This is a genomic window from Bacillus amyloliquefaciens DSM 7 = ATCC 23350, from assembly GCF_000196735.1.
GTDB classification, from domain to species: Bacteria; Bacillota; Bacilli; order Bacillales; family Bacillaceae; genus Bacillus; species Bacillus amyloliquefaciens.
This window is the reverse complement of sequence record NC_014551.1, coordinates 51,109-75,861: the sequence shown is the minus strand read 5'-3', so window position 1 is coordinate 75,861 and position 24,753 is coordinate 51,109. Positions and strand designations below refer to the sequence as shown.

The window sequence follows — 24,753 nt, the reverse complement described above, 5'->3', positions numbered from 1 at the left end:
TGAGCTCAGGCGTCCGGCCGGCATTAGATGAGAAAAAAGACGATGTAAGCGAAATAAAGGGCGAGAACGCTGATTAAAATGAGTGTTGTTTCAAATAAACCATTGTTTTTTGCGGGTTTTTGTTTAGGTTTATACCGGGTCTGAGAAACAGTGCCCTGCCGCGGTTTTGCTTGCGGCGGCTTAGGCTTTGCGGCATCCTTCCTTTTGCTCCCGATACACTGCCCCGCCGTCAGGATATCATGCTTCATGGCTTCCGCCGAAGGATATTGGCCGTTTAAAGCAGAAAACAGAACCTTCTTATACTTATTCAAAAACGGATGGCCTTCAATGATGGACCGAAGCTGCTCTTTCGGCTTGCCTGTCTTCTTGCACTCTTTCTTCTGAACACAGTGGATCATGATCATCGCTACAGCAAACAAGTCATAGGATGGTTCTGCTTTTCTTGTTCCATACCCCCAATAGCCCCTGTCGTAAAACTCCGTATACTCTTTAATTGCGCGGCCCTGTTTTGTCGTTCCCCCTACATCAATGCAGCGAATGGCAGCCGGAGGTCCGGTTACAATGAGGTTTTCCGGCTTGAGGTCGCCAAAGACCCATCCTTGCTGATGAAGGACTGACAGACTGGAAAGAAGCTGAACCATCAGCACCGGAATCCACTCTGTTCCCTTACTGCTGATATATTGCGGAAGAAGCGGCCCTTCTATGTACTCCATCACGTAAAAAGATACATTTTTATTCAGCTGCGGAATAAACGCATCGTCCGCATCAAAAAAAGAAGGCCCCATCGTTTGCGACCGGGCCTTTGAAAAGGATTTCAAGACATTCACTTCAGAGGTAACAGACATGCTGTCGCTGCTTATTTTCAAAGCGACATGTCCGCCTGATGCTTCTGCCAGATATACAATACCGTTAGCCCCTTTGCCAAGCTGTTTGAGCAATCTGTAGGATTTGCCGTTCCATTTGCCCTGAATTGCCGTCCCCGGTGCCAGACTACATGCCAAACTCGTCAAAGCGTCGTTCATCATCTGCCAACATGCTCCTTCTTGAGCGGATTCTCTCAAACTGCTGTGTCGCTTCCCGGATAGCGGGACCCGTAGGGGTGATTCCGCCGGTTGACAGCTTCGCAAAGAGTGCAGAAAGGGATTCAAGCTTCGGCGTCCAATTCAGCACAAGCTCAACTTCCTGGCTTTTCCCGGGAAATATACACATTGCAAATTCATTGTGTCCGGCCCGGGAATTTAAACTGATGGAAAGATCGATCAGCGCTTCTTTCACCGTCGGCAGTTTTGGCGCCATGCTGGCACTCGTATCAACCAGTACAAGCACTTGCAGATGAACCGTTTCGCCGAGCTCATCAACCACTTCCATCACTTCGCCGCGTTTTTCCGGAGAAAGCTCTTCCATTTCAACGTTTTTCCCTAAAATTTGTTTAAGCTCTTGATTGACGACACCCTGCAGTGTCTGGGTCATTGCTTTTTTCGTCACCATTTGAACCGTCTGAGACAATTGAGATGCATACACAACTTGGTGGACGCCGCCTCCGGCCATGGCGATGCCTTCAACTTCCTTCATTGCCTCTTGGTCAATCGCGTTTTCTTCCATAATTCCTATAACATTCACCGTAATCCCCTGCTCCTTGGCGAAAGCCGCCATTGCGATCGGGTCTTCGCCATGATTGGAGCAGCCATCTGTAATCAGCAGAACTTGATTTAAATGTCCCTTATTCACATACATTCCTCCCGGTGATACGATTAGTCCCATCTTCGCCAGAAGGAAAGTGATTTATACGAAAGGTTTAAGAAATCTCCTTATTATTTTGGAAAACTGCCGGCACAGGTATGGAAGCCCATTTCGGCGTATTATGATCAATCCGGACGACAACGACCGTCATGTCGTCTTCGATTTGGCCGGCACGCGTTCTGATGACCTCTTCCATTAATATATCAGCGATTTCCTGCGGGTCTTCGGTTTTTAGCCCTTTCATTTTCCGTTTCATCCACAGGTCGTGGTTTTCAACATGCTTCGGTCCTTCAAATATACCGTCACTCATCATGACAAGCAGATCACCCGCTTTTAACTGTTCACTTACGACTTCCACATCAAATTCATTGATAATGCCGATCGGCAGATTGCTGGCCTGCACTTTCATGACTTGATCTCCCCGCTTAATAAAACTCGGCGTTGAACCGACCTTCAAGAATTTGCAGCTTGCATCCTGAAGGTCGATGATAGAAAGATCAAGAGTTGAATAGATTTCGTCTGTCGTCCGTAAAGACAGAATACTGTTGATGGTTTTAATCGCTATCTTTTCATCAATACCGGATTCGAGAATTTTTTCAAGCAGTTTAATCGTTTCATTACTCTCATAATGAGCCCTCGCCCCATTGCCCATGCCGTCACTGATCGCGGCCGCATACTTTCTCGCGCCCAGTTCCATCATGCTGTAGCTGTCGCCGGAGACAAGACCGCCGCCTTTTGCCGCATGAGCCGCGCCTGTCGATACCCGGTAAGACTTGGTCGAACCGAACGCGACATGGCTGTAGCCATTTGGATGAGTCGAGTGCTGTTCGCTTTTGACAAGTATCTGCTCCTCAAGAATGTCAGACAGCATCGGGGCGATAATTTTCTCACTCTCACCGTGCCCCCCGCTGAACGGGATTGTCATTTCGATATCAATGTTGCCCTGCTCCAAGCTGTATATCTCGACATGCTGAATCTCGATTCCGAAATGCTGAAGCGCCTCTATCATTTGTTCTTCCTGTATAAAATGCTGCTCCCTTTCCCGTTTTATTTCCCGAGAAAAGTCCGCCATGACCTCAGAAACCCCCAACAGCTGCTCGGCAACAAGCCTTCTGCTGTCCTGGACTTTTCTTTTCAGCGTCAGATGGGCGTGATGGTGGGCAAGCTCGTCTTCAATCAGCTCTTCCACCTGTCTGGATTTGGAACAGTGCTGCTGAAACTCCTTTTTTAATCTGCGGTTTGAGGCATATTGTTTTTCTTCTGTTTCATGCATAACTTGTTTCATTAAATCATATGTTTTATCAAAGTTTTGAACCCAGCATTTGCTTTTCTTATAACAGGATTGGCAGGAATGCTCAGTAATTTTGCTTAAAAAGAGATCCACTTCCCCTTCTTCAGCCTGCTCATCGGAAGACGTCTGATGAAAGGTGGCAAAGCTCTCCGACAAGGCATGAAACACATTGGAGAACTGGTCTACTTTCTGGGCAGTGACATCTCTGATTTTCCTCGCGTACTGCTGCTGTTCCTGACTGTGCTCAGCAGTGCCCGGTATGTAGCGCGCCACCTTTTTCGTAATCGATTGGGGCGTAATTAAAAACAAGGCAACGGCAATTAACGATTCGTAAAGGGTGGTCATTAATCCGGCGGACCCTTCCCCATATAATGAAATCAGCAGTGAGCCGATCACTAATCCGACTGCGGCGCCGGCTTTCTTGCCTTCCTTCAGCAGTCCGCCAAGAAGTCCGGAAAACGCAAGCAGACTCATTTGATAGAGATTCCCGATATTCGCGAGCCCGAGAATCAGCCCGGTCACAACACCGACAGTACAGCCGATACTTGCTCCGCCGACAAAGGAAAAACTCAGCACGACATAGCGGGCCAGGATATGCTCGGCCTGCATTCCTTGAAATGAAACACCGGCAAGCCCGGTTAAAACGGATGCGATCAAGATCATAAAACAGATGATTTCTTCTATTTTTAATGATTGTTTCACTTTTTTGATCGTGAAGATCGGCAAGCTTTGCAAAAAGATCAGCGTCAAAATAAAGGCCAAGCCCGCCTCGACAACAGCCATCACATAATCATAGGTGGTAAAAGCGCCGCTTTCAAAATAAACAAAACCGATTCTCGCGGCAGCCATGGAGAAAAACACCACGATCGGCAGCATCTTCACCCGGTCCTGCATAATATATGTACCGATTTTTGAAAATAGAGTGAAGACGGCCAAAGCTGTCAGAATCAGCAAAGAGTGTTTCGGCGAAATGGTTAAAGCGCCCGCAAGTAACGACAGACAAGCATAGAAGGCTTTATCTCTTCTGATCAAAAGCATTGCTCCGAAAAACGGGAGCGCAAACGGAAGAACCTCAGATAATATGAAAGCCCGTCCAAGTAAAAAACCGATCACGACATAAATGAAACCCTTATAGAAAAAAAGTGAATGCGCTTGATGAACCGCAAGCTTTGCAGCCTTTTCAAAAAACGATTGCAGTTTTTCCAGAGCTTGTCCCGCCATCGGCCCGTTCACTCTTCTTTCCGCTTTTTCCATTGCTCTCATCCCCCACCTGTTTTATTCGTTGCTTGTCATTATAAATGAAAGCACAGATAGGATTTTGTCAAAAGAAGGTAACGATTTCAAAGAACTCTTCGACGCTTTCTCCCTTGTTCCCCTTTCCTCTCGTATTTCCTCCGACATTTCTCAAAAAGTTGTCTAAATATGAAAAAATCGGCTTCTGTAAAAGAAGCCGATTCGCTTGGATGACCCGTACGGGATTCGAACCCGTGTTACCGCCGTGAAAGGGCGGTGTCTTAACCGCTTGACCAACGGGCCAAATATATATGGTAGCGGCGGAGGGGATCGAACCCCCGACCTCACGGGTATGAACCGTACGCTCTAGCCAGCTGAGCTACACCGCCATATAAGTGCTTATAAGCACAAGTTATATAATACAAAGGTTTCTTCATTCCGTCAACAAAAATTATGAAGTTTTAATTTTCTGACTAAGAGGATAAATAAAAAAAGCATCCGCGGGATAGACGGATGCCCCATGTATTTATAGAAAGCAGCAAGTTATCCTCTTCTTGCTCCGCGCCCTCCACGTTTTGATTCCGTGTTTCGTTTTAAAGATGATAAGCGGTCTTCGCTATCTTTAAGAAACTTGTTCATTTTCTGTTCAAAAGATTCTTTCGGACGGAAATCATTTCTAGGTCTGGCTTGCGGACGGTCTTTAGCTTTTTTAATTGATAAACCAATTTTCCCGTCTTTTTCAACGTTGATGACTTTCACTTCAACTTGATCGCCGACTTTTAAATGTTCGTTAATGTCTTTCACATAATTATCGGCTACCTCACTGATATGAACGAGACCGGTTGAGCCTCCAGGCAATTCAACAAATGCTCCGAAATTTGTAATACCTGTTATTTTCCCTTGCAACTTGCTGCCAACTTCAATCGACATAAAAAAAGTGCTCCTCCTTAGGCTTATAAAAAGATCGTTTGTTTAATTATACCTAAATAAAAATTTAAGTGTCAACAAGGCTACTTGCTCTTCTTTTCTACATTAAAGAGAATCTCACCATTTCCTGACATAAACAAGTCTCTTCTGGCAAGCTCTGTGACGTAATCCTCATCCTTTAATTTGGAAATTTCATCTTTTAAATCAGCCTGTTTCCCGTTCAATTCTTTCACTTGTTTTTCCAGCTGAGCTTTCTTTTCTTCATTCGCGCTAAGGGAAGAGGTCTGTGACCACAGAGAACCCGCTAAGACAATAGCCGTCAACAACACAAGGGCGCCGAATACAATCAACCGTCTGAAAAGCCCTTTCCGCCTTCTTTTCATAAGCTGGGATTGCCGCTCAACCTGCTCTTTATAGTCGTTTTGAATTTCAGTTATTGTACGTTCTCTAGATAGATTCAAATCAGACGGCCCTCCTTTCACCTTTTCAAAATACGTATCATGGTCGATCTGATTGTTATGATTAGTTTCTTGCTCTTTTGTAAAAATCCTGCACTTTTTTGAAAATATCGTTTGAAAGTAAGACGCCACTTTTCAGGAAGAAGTTTCAATATTTGTTTCAACAGGAAGAATAGCGGATACAGCAAAAATGTTACGATCTTAAAAAGACATTTCACAAAAAAGGCAATCACCCGATAGGAGTATAAAGAAATAAACGTGATCAGCCCGATGAGCAGCTTAAATAGCAGGACCACCGGACGGAACAGCACGTGCTGAATGAGCTTTTTTGCGAATTGATAAAGAGACACCGCAAGATGAATGGCCAATTTCAGCATTTTTATATACATTCGTTTAAACAGACTTTGGTACGTCGCAATACCCAGTAAGAGAGCCAAGAAAATGTATATCCTGAGTTCTCCTTCATTCACGTTGAGCAGCACATAGAAAAACAGCAGGCCTTGTACAATCCAAAAGAGAATATCATGAACGAATAACAGCCATCTGGCCGTTTTGGCGCGGCTGACAAACAGCCTGTATGTATCAAGCGACGCTCCGAGCCAGGCGCCCATACCGGTCATTGCCAGCATCGTATAAAATTGCGTCGTCAGCGTCATTTAAACAACTTGCTAAAAAACCCTTTAGCTTTATCCCCTTGCTGCTCGTCTAAATATACAAGGTCAAACACCCTGCCCTTTATAGATACAATCCCTTTTTCCACATCAAGGTTTTTCATCTGCAGATTCTCACCTCTGACGGAAAGCATTCCCATAACCGTTTCCAGCAAAAACTCTTCGTTATCAAAACTTTCCACATGCTTGACGCCCGAAATGTCTAAATGCTTTCTCCCTTTCATCGTTACATCATGCTGTTCCGGAACAGAAGAAGAACCTTTTTGCTCATAATATGAATTCATCTATTCAGCCCCCATATCCTCGATACTTTTAGCATTATTACTGCATTGTATGAGGCGGGAGCTTTGTTTAGAACAAGCCTATTCGCCGAGTTTTTCTTCTTTGACGATTGTATACATACCTGCGGCTTCTTCTTTTTTTGTTGTCTCTTTTAATTCATTTACCTTTACGGTGACAAGCTTTTGGCCGAAGCGGACCGTCAGTTCATCACCGGCTTTTACGTCTGAGCTGGCTTTCGCCTGATTCCCGTTAACGGTGATTCTCCCTTGATCGGCGACCTCTTTCGCCAATGTGCGGCGCTTAATTAATCTGGATACTTTTAAAAACTTATCAAGTCTCATATTAGAATCTCCTCTCCATTTCTTTTGCTTCATCCCACAATTTGTCCATTTCTTCAAGAGACATCCCGGTCAATTCAAGTCCCTTTGCTGCCGCTTCTTTTTCAATATAAGAAAAGCGTCTGCGGAATTTGTCATTTGTCATGGCGAGCGCTTCCTCAGGCTCAATTTTATAGTATCGGCCGATGTTGACCAATGCAAATAAAACATCGCCGAATTCAGCTTTCAGGCTTACTTCATCTGCAGATTCAGCAGAAGCCTCCGCAGAAAATTCCTTCAGTTCTTCATTCACTTTGTCCCATATATCCTGAACATCATCCCAGTCAAAGCCGGTTTTTGCGGCTTTTTTCTGAAGCTTGGCCGCTTTTGCAAGAGAAGGCAGTGTTTTCGGTACGGAATCCAGCAGCGAAGAGGATGTTGTTTGTTTTTCCGCCTTTTTGATTTCTTCCCAGTTGGCGACGACATCATGTTCATCCTGAACCTTAACATCCTTAAACACGTGCGGGTGCCGTCTGACCATCTTCGCACTGATGTCTCTGATGACATCATCAATTGAGAAATATCCCTCGTCTTCTCCGATCTGAGCGTGAAGCATAACCTGAAGCATGACGTCCCCGAGTTCTTCTATCATGTGATCCGTGTCCTCTTCGTCAATGGCCTCGAGCAGTTCGTAGCATTCCTCAATCATATATTTCTTTAATGACTGGTGTGTCTGCTTTTGATCCCACGGACAGCCGTTCGGCCCGCGAAGCTCACGAATAATTCTTCGGAATGCAGAAAATTCTTGGTAAAGGAGCTCTTCTTTTCTAATCGGCGGAACATACACACTTGTTAAGTTATTTATGCCGACATTGCGGTCAAGCTCAAACAAAGGCACCTTGGTGATCTTTTCTTCCTTGCTTCCTGCTGCCGTTACGATGACCACTTCATAGTCGTCAGGCAATTTCTCCATGAGTGTCAGCTTGACCTCAGAGGCTGTCATCTGGTCATAAACCTGGCAAATGATCAGGTGATGGCGGAGTTCAAGCTCATCCGGCGTCATTGTTTGCGCATCCGTAAATTGAAATCCTTCAATCGGGTCAATTCGCAGTGCGTTGAAGGTGGCGTCCAGAAAGCTTTGCCCCCCGGCGGTGTGAACGGCTGCGTGTTGTTCTTCCCGGCGTTCAAATAACAGCTGAACGGTTTTCTCGGCGACAAACGGATGGCCGGGCACTGCGTAGACGACATCCTCCTGCTTCGCTTTTTCAAACAGAATGTCAGTGATCTCTTCATAGACCGCTTCAAACTGATCATGTTTTTCATAAATATCATCAAAATACCGGATGTCCGCTGCAGCCTCCTGCTCTAATTCTGGAATCAAAGGGTGGTCTTTCGTTCGTATATATAGATGCTTCGCCTGAGTCAGCAGCTTATGTACGCCCACTGTCAGCTGATCCATGTCTCCGGCGCCGAGGCCGACGACCGTAATGTTACCTGCCATATTTTTCTCTCCTCTTATTCAATTTGCTTAAAGTACTGCCGAAAGGAAGGCTGCTCAGCTCTTCGTCCGTAAATATTTTCATTCTTATCATACAATAAATAAACAAAAGCCCTCCGATGACTGACGCAGATAAACTTTCACCTGCAGCTCCCGCCCTGCTGACGGGTACACATAACTGCCAAACCTTCATATATGCGAGCAGAAAAGAGACCATCAGCAGACTGCATCCGCATAGACGGGCAAAAACGCCGCCGAGATTCGTCAGCCAGCCCTTCGACCAAATTCTCTGCAGATTCAGGCACGCGGCTGCGGCAAATGCCAAGACGGTCGCCAGCGCCGCTCCTGTAATACCCCAGCCCGGAACCAGCCAAACATTCAGCACCCATTTCAGCGCACCTCCCGCCAAGACGGACACGGCGGGAAAAACGGTATGTCCCGCTCCTTGAAGGATCGCGGCTGCCGTAAGCGCAATCGAAGCAAAAAAGATAGATAAGCTGAATATTTGTAAGGTCTGCGTCCCCTCGCTGTTTTGGAAAAGCATGATATTCACCGGATCTAAAATGCAAAAAAGTCCGGCCGCCGCGCCGATCCCTACCGCAAGGCAGAGCTTAACGGCAGATGTCGCTTTCTCTTTTATGATAAACGGCTTGTTCTCATGCACCGCTTTTGAAATTGAGGGAACCAGGGACGCGGCGATACTGACGGCGAACACCGTTCCCAGCTGAAGGAGCGGCTGTCCGCGGTCGTATATGCCTTTCAGCTGTTTCGCAGCATGGCTCCCTGTCCCGTCTGAAAGCAGGGAATATAAGTTTAAGGCGTCTACGAGCTGAATCAACAGCATCAATACACTGCTGATACAGATGGTGACTGAATAAAGCAGCAGCTTTTTCACAATGACGCCTGTTTCGATATGCCCGCCGTCCGTCTTTGTGTCTTTCCGCTTGTACCAGAATACAGCCAATACACAAAGGGCCGCCAAGCTTCCGGCAAGTGACCCCGAGGCAGCGCCCGCACCCGCCGCGTATAATGAGCGGCCGCTTTTCAAAAGCCAAAAGGATAAACCGAGAAGCACCGCCACACGAAGAAGCTGTTCCGTAATCTGGGATAAGGCTGACGGCATCATATCATGCACGCCTTGGAAATACCCCCGGAAAATCGCTGTGAACGGAAACAATACAAAAGCGAACGCGGCGACCCGTATCAGCATCACAAGGCGGGCGTCACCCATAAAACCGGCCAACGACGCCGCACCGGCATACATGAGCGCAAACAGAACAAGTCCGGCCGCCGTGACATAAAAGGCGGAAATTTTCATTATTTTTTGTTTATGATCGCTATAATCGTTCATTAATTTCGAGATGATTACCGGAAATCCGGATGTTGACAGCATTACCGCGATCCCTAAAAACGGATACACCTGCTGATAAATGTAAAATCCGACGTCACCGACAATATTCTGAAAAGGAACCCTGTACACGGCGCTTAATATCTTCGTCACGATCCCCGCAACGACGAGCACAAAAGCACCTTTCCATGCTGATTGCCGTTTGGCGCCAACTGAATCGTTCATCCAAAAGCTCCTTCCAGCCGCTAGAAAATTACGTCTATAAAACGAGCTTATTATATCACAATCCTAACGGCCGGCGGACCGATAGAGAGCACATATGAAAAAGAACAGCACTGTTTAAGAGCTGTTCTTTCCCCGTTTCTTATTTCAATAATGGTAATAAGACCTACTGTTCCATTTGTCTCGCCAAAAAACTGGCTGCCGTTTCTACCGCTTTATGTTCTACTTCTCCAAGAGCCTGTTCCTTAGAAAAAATGACCACGGCACCGATAGGATCGCCATTCGCCACGATAGGAGCAATTGTATAGGAGCTCATATCTTCTTCAATGTCATTAACAAGCTGTGCGGACTTCACATCGTTTTCTAACACTGAGCTGCGCTGATCCATCGTTTTTTCGAGCAAATCGCTGATGGATTTGTTCAGAAATTCTTTTTTCGAACTGCCTGAAACGGCAATATACACGTCACGGTCGCAAATCAAGACGGAATGGCCGAGACTGTCATACAATGCATCTGCATACTCTTTCGCAAAATCGCCAAGCTCACTGATAGGAGAATATTTTTTCAATATAACTTCTCCGTCGCGGTCAACGAATATTTCAAGCGGGTCTCCTTCCCTGATTCGCAGTGTTCTCCGAATTTCTTTAGGAATGACGACCCGTCCTAGATCATCAATACGACGTACGATACCTGTAGCTTTCATCTCTCTGGTGCCTCTCTTTCATGTGATGATATTTAAGGGAAAGTACTAAAGTTCTCTACTTTATGTAGCTTCCGCCACTCGCTTGAAATTAGTATCCGTCACATCAAATGTAATATACACCAGAGAGTAACAATTTTTATGAAGACGCGATTGTTTCTTTCTTCACGCCCTGAAGGCCTTTCAGCATGCCGAGTACGGTCTCCAGCCACTCTTCCGTTTTGCGGCCTTTCGTCTGTACTGAGATTTTCAGCTTTTTCCCTTCCATTCCCAGTCCGATTTGCCGGCCGTATTTATTGCCGAGTTCGAACAATTTCTGTCCGTCAATCTGTGCACTGGCCTCTTCCGAAATGGTAAATCTGACTGCGTCCTTATCCTGCTTGATGAGTTCGACGCGTTCATATTTTCCGTACACCTTCATCTCTGCAACTGTAAACAGCCATTCAACTTCTTTCGGGTAACTGCCGAACCTGTCGATGATTTCATCTTGAAGCTCGTTTTTCTCCTCAATTGTAGTGATTGATCTGAAGCGTTTATACATATCGATTTTTTGCTTGCCGTCTTGTATATAGTTTTCAGGGATATATGCGTCAAGCTCGATGTCGATTTCCGTCTCAAACTGTTCGATTTTTGGTGTATCGCCTTTTCGCTCTTCAATCGCTTCCTTGAGCATCTGCGAGTACAGGTCAAAACCGACTGAGTCGATGAAACCGTGCTGCTGGGCGCCGAGGAGATTCCCCGCTCCCCTGATCGTCAAGTCACGCATGGCAATTTTAAAGCCTGAACCAAGCTCGGTAAATTCTTTAATCGCCTGCAGCCGTTTTTCCGCCACCTCAGTAAGCACTTTGTCTCTGCGATACGTAAAATAGGCGTAAGCGACGCGGTTGGAACGGCCAACCCGTCCTCTCAGCTGATACAGCTGAGACAGCCCCATTTTGTCTCCGTCAAACACGATTAAGGTATTGACGTTTGGTATGTCTACGCCTGTCTCAATAATGGTCGTGCTGACAAGGACGTCTGATTCCCCTTCCAGAAAATTAAGCATGACGCTTTCCAATTCATTTTCGGTCATTTTCCCGTGGGCGTACGCCACCTTCGCATCAGGAACGAGCATGGAAATTTCGTCAGCCTTCCGCTCAATGTCATCCACGCGGTTGTATAAGAAATATACTTGCCCTCCGCGCGCCAGTTCTCTTTCGATGGCTTCTCTTACAAGCGCCCCGTTGTATTCCACGACATACGTCTGGACAGGAAAACGGTTTTCCGGCGGCGTTTCAATAACAGATAAGTCCCGCACACCGAGCATGGACATATGAAGGGTACGAGGAATCGGAGTCGCCGTCAGAGTCAGCACATCAACATTGGCTTTGATCTGTTTGATTTTTTCCTTATGTGTGACGCCGAACCGCTGCTCTTCGTCGATTATGAGCAAGCCGAGATCTTTATAGACGACATCTTTAGATAAAAGCCTGTGGGTTCCGATCACGATATCTACCGTTCCGTTTTTCAGGCCTTTGATGGTCTCATTGGATTCTTTTCTCGTTCTGAACCGGCTGAGAAGACCGATGTTAATCGGGTAGTCTTGGAAACGTTCCATAATGGTTTCGTAATGCTGCTGTGCGAGTATCGTCGTCGGCACAAGCAGCGCGACCTGCTTCCCGTCGGCGATCGCTTTAAAGGCCGCACGGATGGCTACCTCTGTCTTACCGTAACCGACGTCCCCGCAAAGCAAGCGGTCCATCGGGCGCTCTCTTTCCATATCCTTTTTAATTTCCTGAATGGAACGGAGCTGGTCGTCTGTTTCCTGATAAGGGAAAGCAGCCTCGAACTGCCGCTGCATTTCATGATCAGGCGAGAAAGCATAGCCTTTGCTTGCTTCGCGTTCCGCATAAAGCTTAATCAGATCATCGGCGATGTCCTGAACGGAATTTTCGACTTTTTTCTTAACCCGTTTCCATTCACTGCCGCCCAGTTTATAAAGCTTCGGTTCTTTTCCTTCAGAGCCGACGTACTTCTGCACCTGGTCGATTTGCTCTACCGGGACGTACAGCTTATCGCTGCCCTGATAGTGAATATTGAGGTAATCTTTATGAATGCCCTTGATTTCAAGTGTTTCGATCCCCAAATACTTACCGATCCCGTGATTGACGTGGACGACATAGTCACCGACTTGAAGCTCGGAATAGCTTTTGATCCGTTCGGCATTTGTCAGCTTCTGCTTTCTCGGCTTCTTCTTGATTCGGTTTTTGAACAGCTCTTCCTCTGTAATGACGGCCAGCTTCATCAGCGGCAGTTCAAAACCGGATTGCAGTTCGCCTTCCATGACATAGACCTGTCCTTGCACAAGCGCTTTGGAGCTGTCCGTTTTTGCGGCTTCAATTTCGTAATCAGCCAGCACGGATGCCAATCTGTCGGTTCTGTCCTTATTTGCCCCTAAAAAGACAACGGTGAAGTTTGATTTTTTAAAGCGCTCCATTTCACCGGTAAGCACATTCATCTGTCCGTGAAAATTCTGCATCTGCCGGCTTGTCACATTCACGATGTTTTGAGGGCTTGTATGCTGAACATGACGCAAAAATAATGAGAAATAAATTGCCGGACGCCGCTTTTGGCCCATAAGCTCCTGAAAGCTGAAGGATAAGTTAATGTCATGCAGAATTTTCCCTTCCTCCAGCAGACTTGTCGTAAATTCGGCCTCTTCTTTTTGGAGCTGATCCTCCATTTCATGAATGCGGCTGACCTCGTCTAACACTAACAAGGTGTCTGACGGGGTATAATCTAGCAAACTAGCAGGTTTTTCGTAAAAGTACGAGAGATACTTCACAAGTTCCTGATCAGTCTGTCCCGTTGATAATCGTTCTTTATCATGTGAGATGTTGATATGAAGCATTTCTTTTTGTTTGTCCTGCTTCAGCTTTTTCAGACTGTCGGCAAGCCCTTTATCGAGCCTATCCATCGCGCGGGCTTTTTCTTCCGCCCGGATGATCAGTTCCTTCGCCGGTCCGATCGCCACCGTTTTGAGCGTCTCAATTGATCTCTGGTCATCAGAGTTAAAGCTTCTGATGGAGTCGACCTCCGTATCAAACAGCTCAATTCGCACCGGATGCTCTGATGTCAGCGGATAAATGTCGATAATTCCGCCGCGAATACTGAATTCACCGGGTGCAGAAACCATATCGGAACGCTCATACCCTACCTCAACAAGGCGGGCAGACAGCTGATCCGGTTCTATATCGTCTCCAAGCGAAATGACGATTTGGCTGCTTTTCCACAGCTCCTTCGGCGGAAGCATTCTTCTAACTGCCGCAACGGGCGCCACAACGACCGGGGCTTCTCCGTTTGTTAATCTATTAATGACATCGAGCCGCTGAGCCCGCAGTTCAGGACTGGCTACAGCAATTTCTGAAGAAATCAATTCATTTACGGGGTATAGAAAAACAGATTGATCCCCGAGAAGCGCCGTCAGATCTTCTGTCACTTTTTGGGCCTGATATAAATTATGGGTGATAAAGAAAATCGGCCTTTTCGTTTCCTGTGCAAGGGCGGAGGTAAAAACAGAACGCGCGGAACCTGACAGACCCGCAAGCAGCTGTTCCTTCAGCCCCTCATGTAAACCGTTAACAATGGATTTAAAATCATCGCTTTCTTTAATAAAGGTTTGAATATTGTCCATATGGGCCCCTCCTCTCTGTTTTCTGCAAGAACAGAAAAACGCTTTGGTCTAGAATCTACACCAAAGCTTCTTATTGAATAAATGTGTTGTGTTCATGGTAGTGCGGATTCCGTTCCAGCGCCTCTTGGCAGTCTTCACAAATTGTAAGAACATGGAGATCTCCATTGTCTTTATATGAAATCATATCGTTTCTTTCCTCATTTGTTAAGTGCTGAAATCCAAGTGACTGTGTCGGCACCGTCGTATATTCCAGGCTCCCTACCTTAATACCGCAGTGGCGGCAGAAATAATGCAAAGCCATACATTGGACCTCCTGATGTGAAAAAATCATTTTTCCCTAGTATGGTCTCCCATTATTTATCTTATACATTTGCGTTGAATTCGTTCATAACTTCTAAAAATGGTTTCGTTAAGGAAGCTTCGCAGGCTTTTACCGTTTTTGAGACAGCATCATTGATATGCGGCGCTTCTTCTTTCGTAAAAGCTCCCAGCACATAGTCAACGACTTTCATCCCGTTGGCGGGACGGCCGATTCCGATTCTGACCCGGTCAAATTCAGGGGTTCCAAGGTGCTGAATAAGTGATTTAATTCCGTTGTGTCCGCCTGCGCTCCCCTTCGTCCGGAGTCTGATTTTCCCCGTAGGAAGATCAAGGTCATCGTATATGACTTTCAAATCTTCATGGTCGGCATCATAATAATCCAACAGCGGCCGCAAACATTCTCCTGATAAATTCATATATGTAAGCGGTTTAACAAGTAGAACTTTTTTTCCGGAAACAAAACCCATTCCGTAAAGTCCGTTGAATTTCGTTTTATTCAGTTCAATATTCCATTCTTTAGAAAGCTCGTCAATGGCCATAAAGCCGACATTGTGTCTCGTGTTCTCATAGGTTTTCCCCGGGTTACCCAGACCGGCAATCACAAGCATCGTAAATCCTCCCTCAACATCGCTGTAATTCTTCTCATTCTAGCACAAAAGACGTAACCTCGGGCGGGTTACGTCTTAAAGCACTTATTGATTTTCTCCTTCGGGCTCTTCCTCAGGAGATGGTTCTGCATCTTCTTCGAATGCTTCCTGCTTAGGAGGAAGGATGGAAGCCACGACTTCTTCCGGATCGTTCGTAAATGTATAATTGCCGTCAGCAGTCAGATCCGCGATGGTCAGCACATCATTCATTTCCAGTCCGGAAATATCAACATCGATTGTCTGAGGGATGTCCTTCGGTTTAGCCTTAATCGAAAGCTCATGCAGCGGCTGCTGGATGATACCTCCGTCTTTGACTCCTTTCGCCTCTCCCGTCAGCTGAATCGGCACCTCAGCCTCCAGCTCTTCACTCATATTCACGACTTGAAAATCGGCGTGCGTCAATTCGTTTTTGAGCGGGTCTGTCTGAAGCTCAGTCACCATAACCGATTGCTGATTTCCGTTGACATCAATTGTGATAATCGTGTTTTTTCCTTCGTCCCGCAATGTTTTAAGCAATTCGACACTGTCTAAAGAGACAGGTGTATTCGTTGTTTCTTTACCGTATATAATCCCCGGAACGTGTCCTGAATGACGGATTTTCCGAAGCGTCGAACGTTTAAAATCTGTTCTTTCATTTGCTTTTAAAGTTGCCATATTCAGCACCATCCTAATTATCGTTTTATCGTCCTATTAGAACAATACCCACGATAGCCGGAATTTAAACCTTAAACTTTCAGTTTAGCTGAATAAATAGCTGACAGATTGTTTCTCGTGAACGCGGATAATCGCTTCAGCCAGAAGCGGTCCGACAGAAAGCTGTTTAAAGCGTTCGATTTTTTTCTCCTCAGGAAGCTTAATGCTGTTCGTCACGACAAGCTCCTTGATTTTAGAGTTATTGATCCGCTCAACGGCAGGGCCTGACAATACAGGGTGCGTACAGCATGCATACACTTCCGCAGCTCCGTTTTCAACCAGCGCGTTTGCGGCAAGTGTGATTGTGCCGGCCGTATCAATAATATCATCGATCAGAATCGCTGTTTTTCCTTCCACGTTACCGACGATGTTCATCACTTCTACCTCATTCGGTCTAGGACGGCGTTTGTCGATAATCGCGATCGGCGCTTTCAGACGGTCCGCAAGTTTGCGGGCGCGCGTCACACCGCCGTGGTCAGGTGAAACAATAACAATATCTTTCAAGTCTTTACCTTCAAAATAATGGCCTAAAATCGGAACACCCATTAAGTGGTCAATCGGAATATCAAAGAAACCTTGAATTTGCGGCGCGTGTAAATCAAGTGCGATTACGCGTGTCGCTCCCGCTGTTTCAAGCAGGTTTGCAAAAAGTTTTGCCGTAATCGGTTCACGTGATCTTGCTTTTCTGTCCTGGCGCGCATAACCGTAGTACGGGATGACAATGTTGATTGTTTTCGCGGAAGCGCGCTTTAAAGCGTCAACCATAATCAGCAATTCCATGATGTGCTCGTTGACCGGCGCACTTGTAGACTGGATGATGTAGCAATCACAGCCGCGAATACTTTCTTCTATGTTGATCTGGACCTCTCCGTCACTAAATCTTGTAACAGAGCACTTTCCTAATTGAACTCCTACATTATCCGCGATTTCTTTTGCAAGTTCTGGATTTGAATTCAAAGAAAAAATCTTTAAATTCTTATCTCCGTATTCGTTAGACATGGTAAACCTCCGATTTTAGGATTATTTTTTATGAATGTTTTTCACATAATCTTCTTTATTTACTTGTCTTGCTCTGGCAATGGCAAGCGCTTCGCCCGGCACATCTTCTGTTACGGTTGAACCCGCAGCGACGTACGCGCCTTCTCCCACTGTAACAGGAGCTACCAGATTGGAGTTGCAGCCTATAAAAGCGCCGTCTTCAATTTTGGTTAAATATTTTTTCTTCCCGTCATAATTGACCGTGATGGAGCCGCAGCCCAGATTCACGTCCGTACCTACTTCGGCATCACCGATATAGCTTAAGTGAGATGCTTTGCTTCGGTCGCCGAATTGTGTTTTCTTGATTTCAACAAAGTTGCCGATTTTCACTTCATTGCCGATTGCAGAATCGGGTCTGATGTGAGCAAATGGACCGATATTTACATCATTCCCAACTTTGCTCCGATTGACAACGGATTGTTTAATCACAGTACGGCTGCCGATTGAGCTGTCCTCTATCTCAGTGTGAGGGCCGATGACACATTCATCGCCGATTTCAGCTTGTCCCTTTAACACAGTTCCGGGATAAATAACTGTATCTTGTCCGATACGTGCGTCAGGTGAGATGTACGTATTCATCGGATCAATTAAAGTGACTCCGTTTTGCATATGACGTTTGTTGATACGCTCTTTCATATACATTTCAGCCTGAGAAAGAGCGACTCTATCATTCACTCCGAGCGTCTCTTGGAAGTTACCAGTCTGGTAAGCGGCAACAGTTTCGCCTTCGTCTTTGAGGATTTCGATAACATCCGGCAGGTAATACTCGCCTTGGGCATTTTCATTCGAAACCTGTTCGATGACACGAAAAAGAGCCTCGTTATCAAAACAGTACGTTCCCGTGTTGATTTCTTTCACAAGACGTTCTTGCTCCGAAGCATCCTTATGCTCCACGATTTTTTGAACGGCGCCGTCTTCGCTGCGGATAATTCTTCCGTATCCGGCGGGATCTTCGGCAACGGCCGTTAAAACCGTGGCTTTCGCACCTTTGTTTGTATGTTCATTCAGCATGGCTTCCATCGTCTCCGCCGTCAGAAGCGGTGTATCGCCGCAAATAACGATCGTGACACCCTTCTCCCCGTGAAGAAATGGTTTTGCCTGCTTGACTGCATGAGCCGTACCGAGCTGTTCTGCTTGGATTGCGTAATCGCTTTTCTGTCCGAGCTGCTTCTTCACATCTTCGGCGCCGTGTCCTACGATGGTGACAAGCTTCGCTAAAGATAATTTCAGAGCTTCGTCTGCGACGTGCTCTACCATAGGCTTTCCGCATACCGGATGAAGGACCTTATAAAGCTTCGATTTCATTCTCGTTCCTTTTCCGGCAGCTAAAATCACTGCAAACCGCTTATCCATTTAATGGCCTCCAATATCCCTTTTATCCATAGAAAAATATATCCTAAATAGCTGTTGATTTCAAGAAGACATCAAAAAGTGCAAGAATTTTCTATGTAATCGCTTTATTACTGAAAAATCAGATTTAAAAAAGGACTGCCGGAAAAGGCCTTGTGTCAGCCTTTATCAGCAGTCCTTACATTTTGTTATTTTAAGAAGCCCCGGCTTCTTCATATTCTAATGCTTCAGAATCACCCAAGCGATGGTACTCATTTAAAACAGCATCCTGGATCTTGCCCCGCGTGCTGGAATTAATAGGATGAGCAATATCGCGGAATTCTCCATCAGGGGTGCGTTTACTCGGCATCGCAACGAAAAGACCATTGTTTCCATCAATCACACGAATATCATGTACGACAAATTCGTGATCCAGCGTGATGGATGCAATCGCTCTCATGCGACCATCGGTATTCACGCGGCGTAATCTTACGTCAGTAACTTCCACAGTAGTTCACCACCTTTTCCCTATATAAAAGCATTAGTCTAACAATTCCACGATTCTCTTTAAATTCCTGCACGTTTCAAAAAGTTTTTTTGAAAATATAGGATATACATACACAATTAGGTGATAAATCATATTCGGGAATCATATACTGCATAAAAAAAGTGATTCCGGAGTCCGGAACCACTTTTCTGAGATTTAAGATTTCACCAGCGCAATGACTTCAATTTCCACGAGAGCGTCTTTCGGCAGTCTCGCCACTTCCACACAAGACCTTGCCGGCTTATGTACATCAAAGTATTGTCCGTACACTTCATTCACTTCCGCAAACTGCTCCATGTCAGCAATAAACACCGTTGCTTTTACAACCGTTTCGAGAGAAGCACCCGCTTCTTTGAGGACGGCCTTTAAATTGCTGAACACCTGATGCGTTTGTTCTGTGATATCACCGTTTACCATTTCTCCTTCAGCAGTAAGAGGAATCTGGCCTGAGCTGTAAAACATGTTATTTACGATGATGCCTTGTGAATATGGCCCGATGGCTGCCGGCGCGTGTTTCGTATGGATTGCTTTTGTCATTTTTCTGTCTCCCCATTCTTTAAATGCTGTTCTTTAAAAAATCGCAGAAAATTGCCGTTTTGAATCTCAATCGTTTTGTCTTTCATGTTGATGGTTGAAAGGGTAAGCAGCGACATGTATTCATCGACAAGCCGTTCATTCACTCCCTCAGCTTCAACCAAGACGCCTATACCCGCGACGTTCGCATTAAACTCATCAAGCAGGCTGATCATGCCGTTAATTGTGCCGCCGGCTTTCATAAAGTCGTCAATAATCAAAACGTTCGACCCCGTGGCCAAACTTCTTTTCGCAAGCGACATTGTTTGAATGCGGTTAGACGACCCTGATACATAATTGATGCTCACTGTAGAGCCTTCCGTCACTTTATTGTCTTTTCGTACGATGACAACCGGAACGTTCAGATAACTGGCCGCTGCGTAAGCAAGAGGGATTCCTTTTGTCGCAACGGTCATCACCACATCAATCTCCCGCTCCGCAAAAACGGAAGCAAAAAGCCTGCCTGCATTAGAGAGGACAGAAGGTTTGCCTAAGATATCCGTTAAATATACATAACCGCCCGGAAGGATACGCTCAGGATTTACTAAAGACTGTCCCAGCTCCTGTATAAACGCTTCTGCTTCAGCCTGTTTTACTTTCGGAATATATTTGACGCCTCCGGCAGCTCCCGGCACTGTAAGCAGCGTCCCAATGCCTTGCTGTTCGAAGGTCTGTTTAATAATTGTTAAATCTTCACTGATTGATGACTTTGCTGATTGATACCGTTCTGAGAAAAACGTTAACGGTATTAATTCATGCGGATGGGTTAACAAATAATTTGTTAAGTCCACCAATCTGCCGCTGCGACGAAACTTCATGAACTTACCCCCAAAATCCGAATAATTTAAAAATAATATAACTTAACATACGGATTTAATCAAGAGCATTCTGTTCGCCGATCATCCGCACCGCGTACACCTGATCACAGAAACCTCTTAACCCGTTATAAATCCGCTGCACCTTTGATTCGTATTGAACCAAACCGAATACAGTCGGTCCGCTTCCGCTCATTAACACCGCGTCAGCGCCGAAGCGTTTCATTTGATTTTTAATCATCGCCACCTCGGGATGAAGGTTGAGCGTAACCGATTCCAATACGTTTCCTAATTGTCCGCAAACCTTTTGGAAACTTTTTTCTTCAATTGCGTCAATCATCGCTTGTACATCCGGATGCCGAACCTGCTGCAAGTTCAGCCGGCGGTACACTTCGGCAGTCGATACCCCAATCGTCGGTTTGGCAAGCACGACCCAGCAATGAGGCGGAGCACTGATATGCCTGATCTTCTCACCGCGTCCTGTTGCCAGGGCAGTTCCGCCGTATACACAGAAGGACACGTCTGAACCGATTTCAGCCCCAAGCTCCGCGAGCTCTTCAACAGAAAGCTTTAAATCCCAGAGTCTGTTCAGCCCTCTGAGCGTGGCTGCTGCATCGCTGCTTCCGCCGGCAAGCCCTGCTGCTACAGGTATCACTTTTGTAATCATAATAGAAACGCCTTTTTTGACTTGGTACCGTTCTTTGAGCAGTTTGGCTGCCTGATAAGCCAGATTCCGCTGATCATCGGGAACAAAGCGATTATGCGACGCCACTCTGATCACGTTTTCGGGCAGTTCTGTCAGTTCAATCCGATCTGCCAAATCAATTGTCGTCATGATCATCTCCACTTCATGATAACCATCCGGGCGTTTACTCGTTACATCGAGGGACAGATTGATTTTGGCCGGCGCTTTTTCTAAAATACGCATAGCTTTCACCTACTTCTCCATCTAAACATAAGTATGAACATTGTATCACATTTGGAGACCCGGAGGTACTTATCCGAAATTGGCGCTGATTTTGACAGCCGATAGAAAAAAACCGGGGAACGGATTGTCCCCCGGGCCACTGCATTATCGGTTATTTTGGTTCTGAGCCGCCATCTGCTGTTCGGCAATCTCGATTGCGCGCTTTACCATATTCCCGGCATCGCGCGCCCGAATGCCTCCCCAGCCCTCGTTTTTCACCGTATCGTAAAAACCAAGGTCCTTTGCCAGCTCATATTTGAACTCATCTGACATAACTCCACGACGTCTGCCCAAACGAAACAACCCCTTTTATAGAATTGATCACCATTCGTGCACGCCACGATAAAACATGTGACATCTATAGCTTCCGTTTAATCGGCTGAAACTTTCGAGGGAATAATTAGAAGAGCTTTAGAAGGCAAAACAAAAAGCAGTAAACAAAAGGTTCACTGCCCATTAAAATGCTACTGAGCTTGCCGCATCATCATTGAATGTCAATTCAACAGTCTCAGTAAGAATATCAGCATAACTGTATGAAACTCTTTCAAACGAGTTCTCGTCTTGATCTAGTTGTATCACAAAAACAGAAGGGTACGTCTCAGCTAAAATGCCCGAACGCTCAATCGTTTTTCGGCGGCCGCCGTTTGCTTTTAACGTAAGCCGTTTACCTAAATTCCCATCAAGCGATCTTTTTATATCGGACAACGTCTTCGCCATTGCATCCACCTCACTACATTTATTGTACAACAAGAGCCCAATTTTGTCAAATAAAATTTAAATTACATCAACGTTATCAAGTCATTGTCAACAAAATTATTTTGACAAAATTCTATTGATTTCTACGTTATTTTTCGCAAGTTCCGGTAATTTATGTATCAATATGTAAAATAATTAACCCGCATAGCGAAATTTATGCGGGTTTTTCACTCATCCATTTGATTTATACGGCATACCGACACGCAGCACACCTTTCGTTTCAATTCCTCCCAGCCCTTTCTCTCGTGTCAGAGTGTTTCTCAGGACATCCCACACATTGATCCGCTCCATAAACGGAGTGAAGCTGATTTTTGCGACAATATAGACCGGGTCAAGCGCATGGATGTTGACGCGTGACGGTGAACTTGCAAAATTCGCACCCGCTCTGATTAAAGACTCGAAATGGGATTGGCAGGCACCCGCGAATATCACCAGCTGGTCCAAGTGAGGGACTTTCCGCCTCGCTCGTTGAACGGTTTCGACAAAATGTTTGGAATGCCTGTAGGCGCTTAAATCGTTCACGCCTCCCTTATGCTTGGAATAAGCATCGTGACCGGTGATGACTAAAATATCCGGCCGGTATTTGTCGAGCAGCTCCTCTATTGAGGCCGCCATTTTTTTCTCATGGCAATGAATCCCGTATACAGGCACACCGATTTTTTCGTAAAAGTTCAGGCACTTTTTCAAATAAGCCTCATCGCCGTCCAGATGCAATACCTTGCCGGGCATATGAAAGTAGTGCTCCTGATGCTGATATTGATTTGTCGCGTAATATTCCTGTTTTTCCCGAAGCAGCTTATAATCCTGGCGGAGCAGCTCGAGAGATTCATTCATCCTGCTTTCATCTTTCTGCTTTCTCACGGCCTGTTCGTCTTTTCTTACAGGCTCTAAATCAGAAAAATCAGCATCCGCAATCAATCTGACTTCGTCACCATGCAGGATGGCAATTGAATTTCCTTTGCTTGTTTGCTCTATGCCGATAATGCGAAATAAAACATCCATTTGATAGGATTTCCTGGCTACCATATCTCCTATTTGAAATTGCACATTACCCACTCCACAAATAGACTAAGCCTCATCATGAAAGAAGCCTTATCAAATGCACCTCTTTCCGCTGCGGCGCTTGATGTTTCAAGCTTTTCTTGCAGTTGAATGAATAAGGTTCTTCTCTAGCCTATGTAGCGGCAGTCCAAGTGGTGACGCAAAACAAAAAGCCCTTCTTAGAAAAGGGCTTTATACAATCCGTTGGACAGGAGCGCGAATTCTTCTATAGACAGGGATTCACCGCGCCGCTTTCCGTCAATATTCGTTTCTTGAAGGACTTCTTCAATTTGAGGTTTTTTCTCTTTTCCGCCCGGGAGATTGTTCACAAGGTTGTTCAGCAAAGTTTTCCGGCGCTGAGCGAAGCTTGCTTTAATCAGCTGGAAGAAAAATGATTCATTGTCGACGTCCACCGCCGGGCCGTCACGCAGCAAAAGCCGGATGACCGCGGAATCGACATTAGGCTGAGGCACAAACACCGTTTTCGGCACGGTCATGACGGTCTTGGCCTCCGTGTAGAACTGAACCGCAATGGAAAGAGATCCATACTCCTTAGAGGAAGGATCTGCGGCCATCCGCTCAGCGACCTCTTTTTGCAGCATCACGACAATTCCTTTTAACGGAAGATGTTCTTCCAAAAGCTTCATGATGATCGGTGTCGTCACATAATACGGGAGATTCGCCGTCACCATAATTTCATCACAGTCCTGAAACTGCTCTTCAATAACTGACTTAACGTCTGCTTTCAGCACATCATGATGAATGATCGTTACATTGTCATAAGGAGACAGCGTGTCATTGAGAATGGGCAGGAGGCGCTGATCAATTTCAAACGCGACGACCTTTTTCGCCCGTTTGGCAAGCTGCTCTGTCAGCGCGCCGATTCCGGGCCCGATTTCAATCACACCGGTCCGATCCGTTATTTCTGCATGGTCCACAATCCTGTCCAATATGTTTGTGTCAATTAAGAAATTCTGTCCAAGACTCTTTTTAAAAGAGAAACCGTACTTTTTCAGAATTTCCTTCGTTCTGATAGGTGTCGCGATATCTTTATTGTTCATCCTGTTCCTCCTGCATCATAGCATCGAGCGCATCAATAAAATCACTTCTTTTGATTTGAAACATTTGCAGCCGTTTTTGAAGCTGTTTGCCGTTTGTATATCCGATTTTCAGCAGGTCGCCCAAACGTTCGCGGCGTCTTTTAGCAGCCGGCCCGCCGATCAGACCGGCCTGTATTAAATCTTCAGCTGAAATCTCACTCGGCTTTGCCTCCATCTCTTCATGCACATTTTCCAGACATGCTCTGATGCTTTCAATGGATGCGTGCTCAACGCCTATTCCGCGCTTGTTTTTCGGTTTGGCAAGATGTTTGGGCAGAAATGCGTGTTTACAGCCGGGCACTGCTTCAGAAATGGTTTTCCGGATCTTTTCCCCGGGAAAATCCGGGTCCGTCAGCACGATGACCCCTCTCGTTTCCTGCGCCAGCCGAATCTGCCTGATGACTTCGTCTCCGATCGCTGAACCGTTCGTCTCGATCGTGTCCGCATCAACGGCAAGTTTTATGCGCGCGGTGTCATCGCGTCCCTCGACTACAATAATTTCTTTAATTTTCATTACTTCCTCCAAAAAAACTTTTTATATCCAAAACGAAACCTTTGCTTACATG

General features: G+C 45.8%; 26 protein-coding genes and 2 tRNA genes. All 28 read right to left on the bottom strand.

Annotation, left to right across the window (positions count from 1 at the left end; all coding sequences use genetic code 11):
- Nucleotides 1–23 precede the first annotated feature (23 nt).
- Nucleotides 24–1,025, bottom strand: a complete 1,002-nt coding sequence (locus tag BAMF_RS20620; RefSeq protein ID WP_013350773.1) for a protein kinase domain-containing protein — start codon at nt 1,023–1,025, stop codon at nt 24–26.
- A complete protein-coding gene (locus BAMF_RS20615) occupies nt 991–1,728 on the bottom strand; it encodes a vWA domain-containing protein (RefSeq protein ID WP_013350772.1) in 738 nt (245 codons plus the stop codon). Before BAMF_RS20615 ends, BAMF_RS20620 begins: the two co-directional genes overlap by 35 nt.
- 67 nt (nt 1,729–1,795) lie before the next feature.
- Nucleotides 1,796–4,285: a stage II sporulation protein E gene (spoIIE, locus tag BAMF_RS20610; protein WP_014469604.1), complete on the bottom strand. Its 2,490-nt coding sequence runs from the start codon at nt 4,283–4,285 to the stop codon at nt 1,796–1,798.
- A gap of 210 nt (nt 4,286–4,495) precedes the next feature.
- A tRNA-Glu gene (locus BAMF_RS20605) sits at nt 4,496–4,567 on the bottom strand.
- Nucleotides 4,568–4,576: 9 nt separating this feature from the next.
- Nucleotides 4,577–4,653 (bottom strand) — tRNA-Met (locus BAMF_RS20600).
- A 154-nt stretch (nt 4,654–4,807) separates the two neighbouring features.
- Nucleotides 4,808–5,194: a S1 domain-containing RNA-binding protein gene (locus tag BAMF_RS20595; protein WP_004264630.1), complete on the bottom strand. Its 387-nt coding sequence runs from the start codon at nt 5,192–5,194 to the stop codon at nt 4,808–4,810.
- Nucleotides 5,195–5,274: 80 nt separating this feature from the next.
- Entirely contained in the window at nt 5,275–5,652 is a 378-nt protein-coding gene (gene divIC, locus BAMF_RS20590) for a cell division protein DivIC (protein ID WP_013350770.1), read from the bottom strand.
- 17 nt (nt 5,653–5,669) lie between these two features.
- The gene (gene yabQ / locus BAMF_RS20585; protein WP_013350769.1) at nt 5,670–6,305 is read right to left on the bottom strand and encodes a spore cortex biosynthesis protein YabQ; all 636 of its coding nucleotides are present in this window, start codon (nt 6,303–6,305) and stop codon (nt 5,670–5,672) included.
- Nucleotides 6,302–6,604: a sporulation protein YabP gene (gene yabP / locus BAMF_RS20580; protein WP_004264638.1), complete on the bottom strand. Its 303-nt coding sequence runs from the start codon at nt 6,602–6,604 to the stop codon at nt 6,302–6,304. The genes yabQ and yabP overlap by 4 nt, the downstream gene beginning before the upstream one ends.
- Before the next feature lie 78 nt (nt 6,605–6,682).
- The gene (locus BAMF_RS20575; protein WP_007409934.1) at nt 6,683–6,943 is read right to left on the bottom strand and encodes an RNA-binding S4 domain-containing protein; all 261 of its coding nucleotides are present in this window, start codon (nt 6,941–6,943) and stop codon (nt 6,683–6,685) included.
- Nucleotide 6,944: 1 nt separating this feature from the next.
- The gene (gene yabN / locus BAMF_RS20570; protein ID WP_013350768.1) at nt 6,945–8,420 is read right to left on the bottom strand and encodes a bifunctional methyltransferase/pyrophosphohydrolase YabN; all 1,476 of its coding nucleotides are present in this window, start codon (nt 8,418–8,420) and stop codon (nt 6,945–6,947) included.
- The gene (locus BAMF_RS20565; RefSeq protein ID WP_013350767.1) at nt 8,410–9,990 is read right to left on the bottom strand and encodes a putative polysaccharide biosynthesis protein; all 1,581 of its coding nucleotides are present in this window, start codon (nt 9,988–9,990) and stop codon (nt 8,410–8,412) included. Before BAMF_RS20565 ends, yabN begins: the two co-directional genes overlap by 11 nt.
- 163 nt (nt 9,991–10,153) lie before the next feature.
- Entirely contained in the window at nt 10,154–10,690 is a 537-nt protein-coding gene (gene spoVT, locus BAMF_RS20560) for a stage V sporulation protein T (RefSeq protein ID WP_013350766.1), read from the bottom strand.
- Nucleotides 10,691–10,826: 136 nt separating this feature from the next.
- Entirely contained in the window at nt 10,827–14,360 is a 3,534-nt protein-coding gene (mfd, locus tag BAMF_RS20555; protein WP_013350765.1) for a transcription-repair coupling factor, read from the bottom strand.
- Nucleotides 14,361–14,430: 70 nt separating this feature from the next.
- Nucleotides 14,431–14,661, bottom strand: a complete 231-nt coding sequence (locus BAMF_RS20550; protein ID WP_013350764.1) for an anti-sigma-F factor Fin family protein — start codon at nt 14,659–14,661, stop codon at nt 14,431–14,433.
- 61 nt (nt 14,662–14,722) lie between these two features.
- Nucleotides 14,723–15,289, bottom strand: a complete 567-nt coding sequence (gene pth / locus BAMF_RS20545) for an aminoacyl-tRNA hydrolase (RefSeq protein WP_013350763.1) — start codon at nt 15,287–15,289, stop codon at nt 14,723–14,725.
- An 84-nt stretch (nt 15,290–15,373) separates the two neighbouring features.
- Nucleotides 15,374–15,982, bottom strand: coding sequence for a 50S ribosomal protein L25/general stress protein Ctc (locus BAMF_RS20540; RefSeq protein WP_013350762.1), 609 nt, complete (start codon nt 15,980–15,982; stop codon nt 15,374–15,376).
- A gap of 84 nt (nt 15,983–16,066) precedes the next feature.
- Nucleotides 16,067–17,020: a ribose-phosphate diphosphokinase gene (locus tag BAMF_RS20535; RefSeq protein WP_013350761.1), complete on the bottom strand. Its 954-nt coding sequence runs from the start codon at nt 17,018–17,020 to the stop codon at nt 16,067–16,069.
- A 21-nt stretch (nt 17,021–17,041) separates the two neighbouring features.
- Nucleotides 17,042–18,412: a bifunctional UDP-N-acetylglucosamine diphosphorylase/glucosamine-1-phosphate N-acetyltransferase GlmU gene (glmU, locus tag BAMF_RS20530; RefSeq protein WP_013350760.1), complete on the bottom strand. Its 1,371-nt coding sequence runs from the start codon at nt 18,410–18,412 to the stop codon at nt 17,042–17,044.
- A 190-nt stretch (nt 18,413–18,602) separates the two neighbouring features.
- Nucleotides 18,603–18,896, bottom strand: coding sequence for a septation regulator SpoVG (gene spoVG, locus BAMF_RS20525; RefSeq protein ID WP_004264660.1), 294 nt, complete (start codon nt 18,894–18,896; stop codon nt 18,603–18,605).
- Nucleotides 18,897–19,091: 195 nt separating this feature from the next.
- A complete protein-coding gene (gene ridA / locus BAMF_RS20520) occupies nt 19,092–19,472 on the bottom strand; it encodes a 2-iminobutanoate/2-iminopropanoate deaminase (RefSeq protein WP_004264663.1) in 381 nt (126 codons plus the stop codon).
- Nucleotides 19,469–20,326 carry a pur operon repressor gene (purR, locus tag BAMF_RS20515; RefSeq protein ID WP_013350759.1) on the bottom strand — a complete coding sequence of 286 codons (858 nt, stop codon included), beginning with the start codon at nt 20,324–20,326 and terminating at the stop codon, nt 19,469–19,471. The genes ridA and purR overlap by 4 nt, the downstream gene beginning before the upstream one ends.
- A 55-nt stretch (nt 20,327–20,381) precedes the next feature.
- Nucleotides 20,382–21,251: a 4-(cytidine 5'-diphospho)-2-C-methyl-D-erythritol kinase gene (gene ispE / locus BAMF_RS20510; protein WP_013350758.1), complete on the bottom strand. Its 870-nt coding sequence runs from the start codon at nt 21,249–21,251 to the stop codon at nt 20,382–20,384.
- 144 nt (nt 21,252–21,395) lie between these two features.
- Nucleotides 21,396–21,584, bottom strand: a complete 189-nt coding sequence (locus BAMF_RS20505; protein WP_011996172.1) for a small, acid-soluble spore protein, alpha/beta type — start codon at nt 21,582–21,584, stop codon at nt 21,396–21,398.
- A gap of 162 nt (nt 21,585–21,746) precedes the next feature.
- Nucleotides 21,747–22,007, bottom strand: coding sequence for a biofilm formation stimulator Veg (gene veg, locus BAMF_RS20500; RefSeq protein ID WP_003218330.1), 261 nt, complete (start codon nt 22,005–22,007; stop codon nt 21,747–21,749).
- Nucleotides 22,008–22,217: 210 nt separating this feature from the next.
- Nucleotides 22,218–23,093 carry a sporulation peptidase YabG gene (yabG, locus tag BAMF_RS20495; RefSeq protein ID WP_013350757.1) on the bottom strand — a complete coding sequence of 292 codons (876 nt, stop codon included), beginning with the start codon at nt 23,091–23,093 and terminating at the stop codon, nt 22,218–22,220.
- Nucleotides 23,094–23,266: 173 nt separating this feature from the next.
- Entirely contained in the window at nt 23,267–24,148 is an 882-nt protein-coding gene (gene rsmA / locus BAMF_RS20490; protein WP_013350756.1) for a 16S rRNA (adenine(1518)-N(6)/adenine(1519)-N(6))-dimethyltransferase RsmA, read from the bottom strand.
- Nucleotides 24,138–24,701 carry a ribonuclease M5 gene (rnmV, locus tag BAMF_RS20485; protein WP_013350755.1) on the bottom strand — a complete coding sequence of 188 codons (564 nt, stop codon included), beginning with the start codon at nt 24,699–24,701 and terminating at the stop codon, nt 24,138–24,140. The genes rsmA and rnmV overlap by 11 nt, the downstream gene beginning before the upstream one ends.
- Nucleotides 24,702–24,753: the final 52 nt, after the last annotated feature.

Excerpts from the sequence above, each read along its gene's own strand:
- glmU (WP_013350760.1), bottom strand. The coding sequence starts at position 18,412 with ATGGATAAGCGGTTTGCAGTGATTTTAGCTGCCGGAAAAGGAACGAGA.
- veg (WP_003218330.1), bottom strand. The coding sequence starts at position 22,007 with ATGGCGAAGACGTTGTCCGATATAAAAAGATCGCTTGATGGGAATTTA.
- spoIIE (WP_014469604.1), bottom strand. The coding sequence starts at position 4,285 with ATGGAAAAAGCGGAAAGAAGAGTGAACGGGCCGATGGCGGGACAAGCT.
- BAMF_RS20535 (WP_013350761.1), bottom strand. The coding sequence starts at position 17,020 with ATGTCTAACGAATACGGAGATAAGAATTTAAAGATTTTTTCTTTGAAT.
- mfd (WP_013350765.1), bottom strand. The coding sequence starts at position 14,360 with ATGGACAATATTCAAACCTTTATTAAAGAAAGCGATGATTTTAAATCC.
- BAMF_RS20620 (WP_013350773.1), bottom strand. The coding sequence starts at position 1,025 with ATGATGAACGACGCTTTGACGAGTTTGGCATGTAGTCTGGCACCGGGG.
- rsmA (WP_013350756.1), bottom strand. The coding sequence starts at position 24,148 with ATGAACAATAAAGATATCGCGACACCTATCAGAACGAAGGAAATTCTG.
- spoVT (WP_013350766.1), bottom strand. The coding sequence starts at position 10,690 with ATGAAAGCTACAGGTATCGTACGTCGTATTGATGATCTAGGACGGGTC.
- purR (WP_013350759.1), bottom strand. The coding sequence starts at position 20,326 with ATGAAGTTTCGTCGCAGCGGCAGATTGGTGGACTTAACAAATTATTTG.
- BAMF_RS20575 (WP_007409934.1), bottom strand. The coding sequence starts at position 6,943 with ATGAGACTTGATAAGTTTTTAAAAGTATCCAGATTAATTAAGCGCCGC.
- pth (WP_013350763.1), bottom strand. The coding sequence starts at position 15,289 with ATGCTTGTGATTGCCGGTCTGGGTAACCCGGGGAAAACCTATGAGAAC.
- BAMF_RS20565 (WP_013350767.1), bottom strand. The coding sequence starts at position 9,990 with ATGAACGATTCAGTTGGCGCCAAACGGCAATCAGCATGGAAAGGTGCT.
- yabQ (WP_013350769.1), bottom strand. The coding sequence starts at position 6,305 with ATGACGCTGACGACGCAATTTTATACGATGCTGGCAATGACCGGTATG.
- yabN (WP_013350768.1), bottom strand. The coding sequence starts at position 8,420 with ATGGCAGGTAACATTACGGTCGTCGGCCTCGGCGCCGGAGACATGGAT.
- BAMF_RS20595 (WP_004264630.1), bottom strand. The coding sequence starts at position 5,194 with ATGTCGATTGAAGTTGGCAGCAAGTTGCAAGGGAAAATAACAGGTATT.
- BAMF_RS20540 (WP_013350762.1), bottom strand. The coding sequence starts at position 15,982 with ATGGCAACTTTAAAAGCAAATGAAAGAACAGATTTTAAACGTTCGACG.
- ridA (WP_004264663.1), bottom strand. The coding sequence starts at position 19,472 with ATGACAAAAGCAATCCATACGAAACACGCGCCGGCAGCCATCGGGCCA.
- ispE (WP_013350758.1), bottom strand. The coding sequence starts at position 21,251 with ATGCGTATTTTAGAAAAAGCGCCGGCCAAAATCAATCTGTCCCTCGAT.
- rnmV (WP_013350755.1), bottom strand. The coding sequence starts at position 24,701 with ATGAAAATTAAAGAAATTATTGTAGTCGAGGGACGCGATGACACCGCG.
- BAMF_RS20550 (WP_013350764.1), bottom strand. The coding sequence starts at position 14,661 with ATGGCTTTGCATTATTTCTGCCGCCACTGCGGTATTAAGGTAGGGAGC.
- yabP (WP_004264638.1), bottom strand. The coding sequence starts at position 6,604 with ATGAATTCATATTATGAGCAAAAAGGTTCTTCTTCTGTTCCGGAACAG.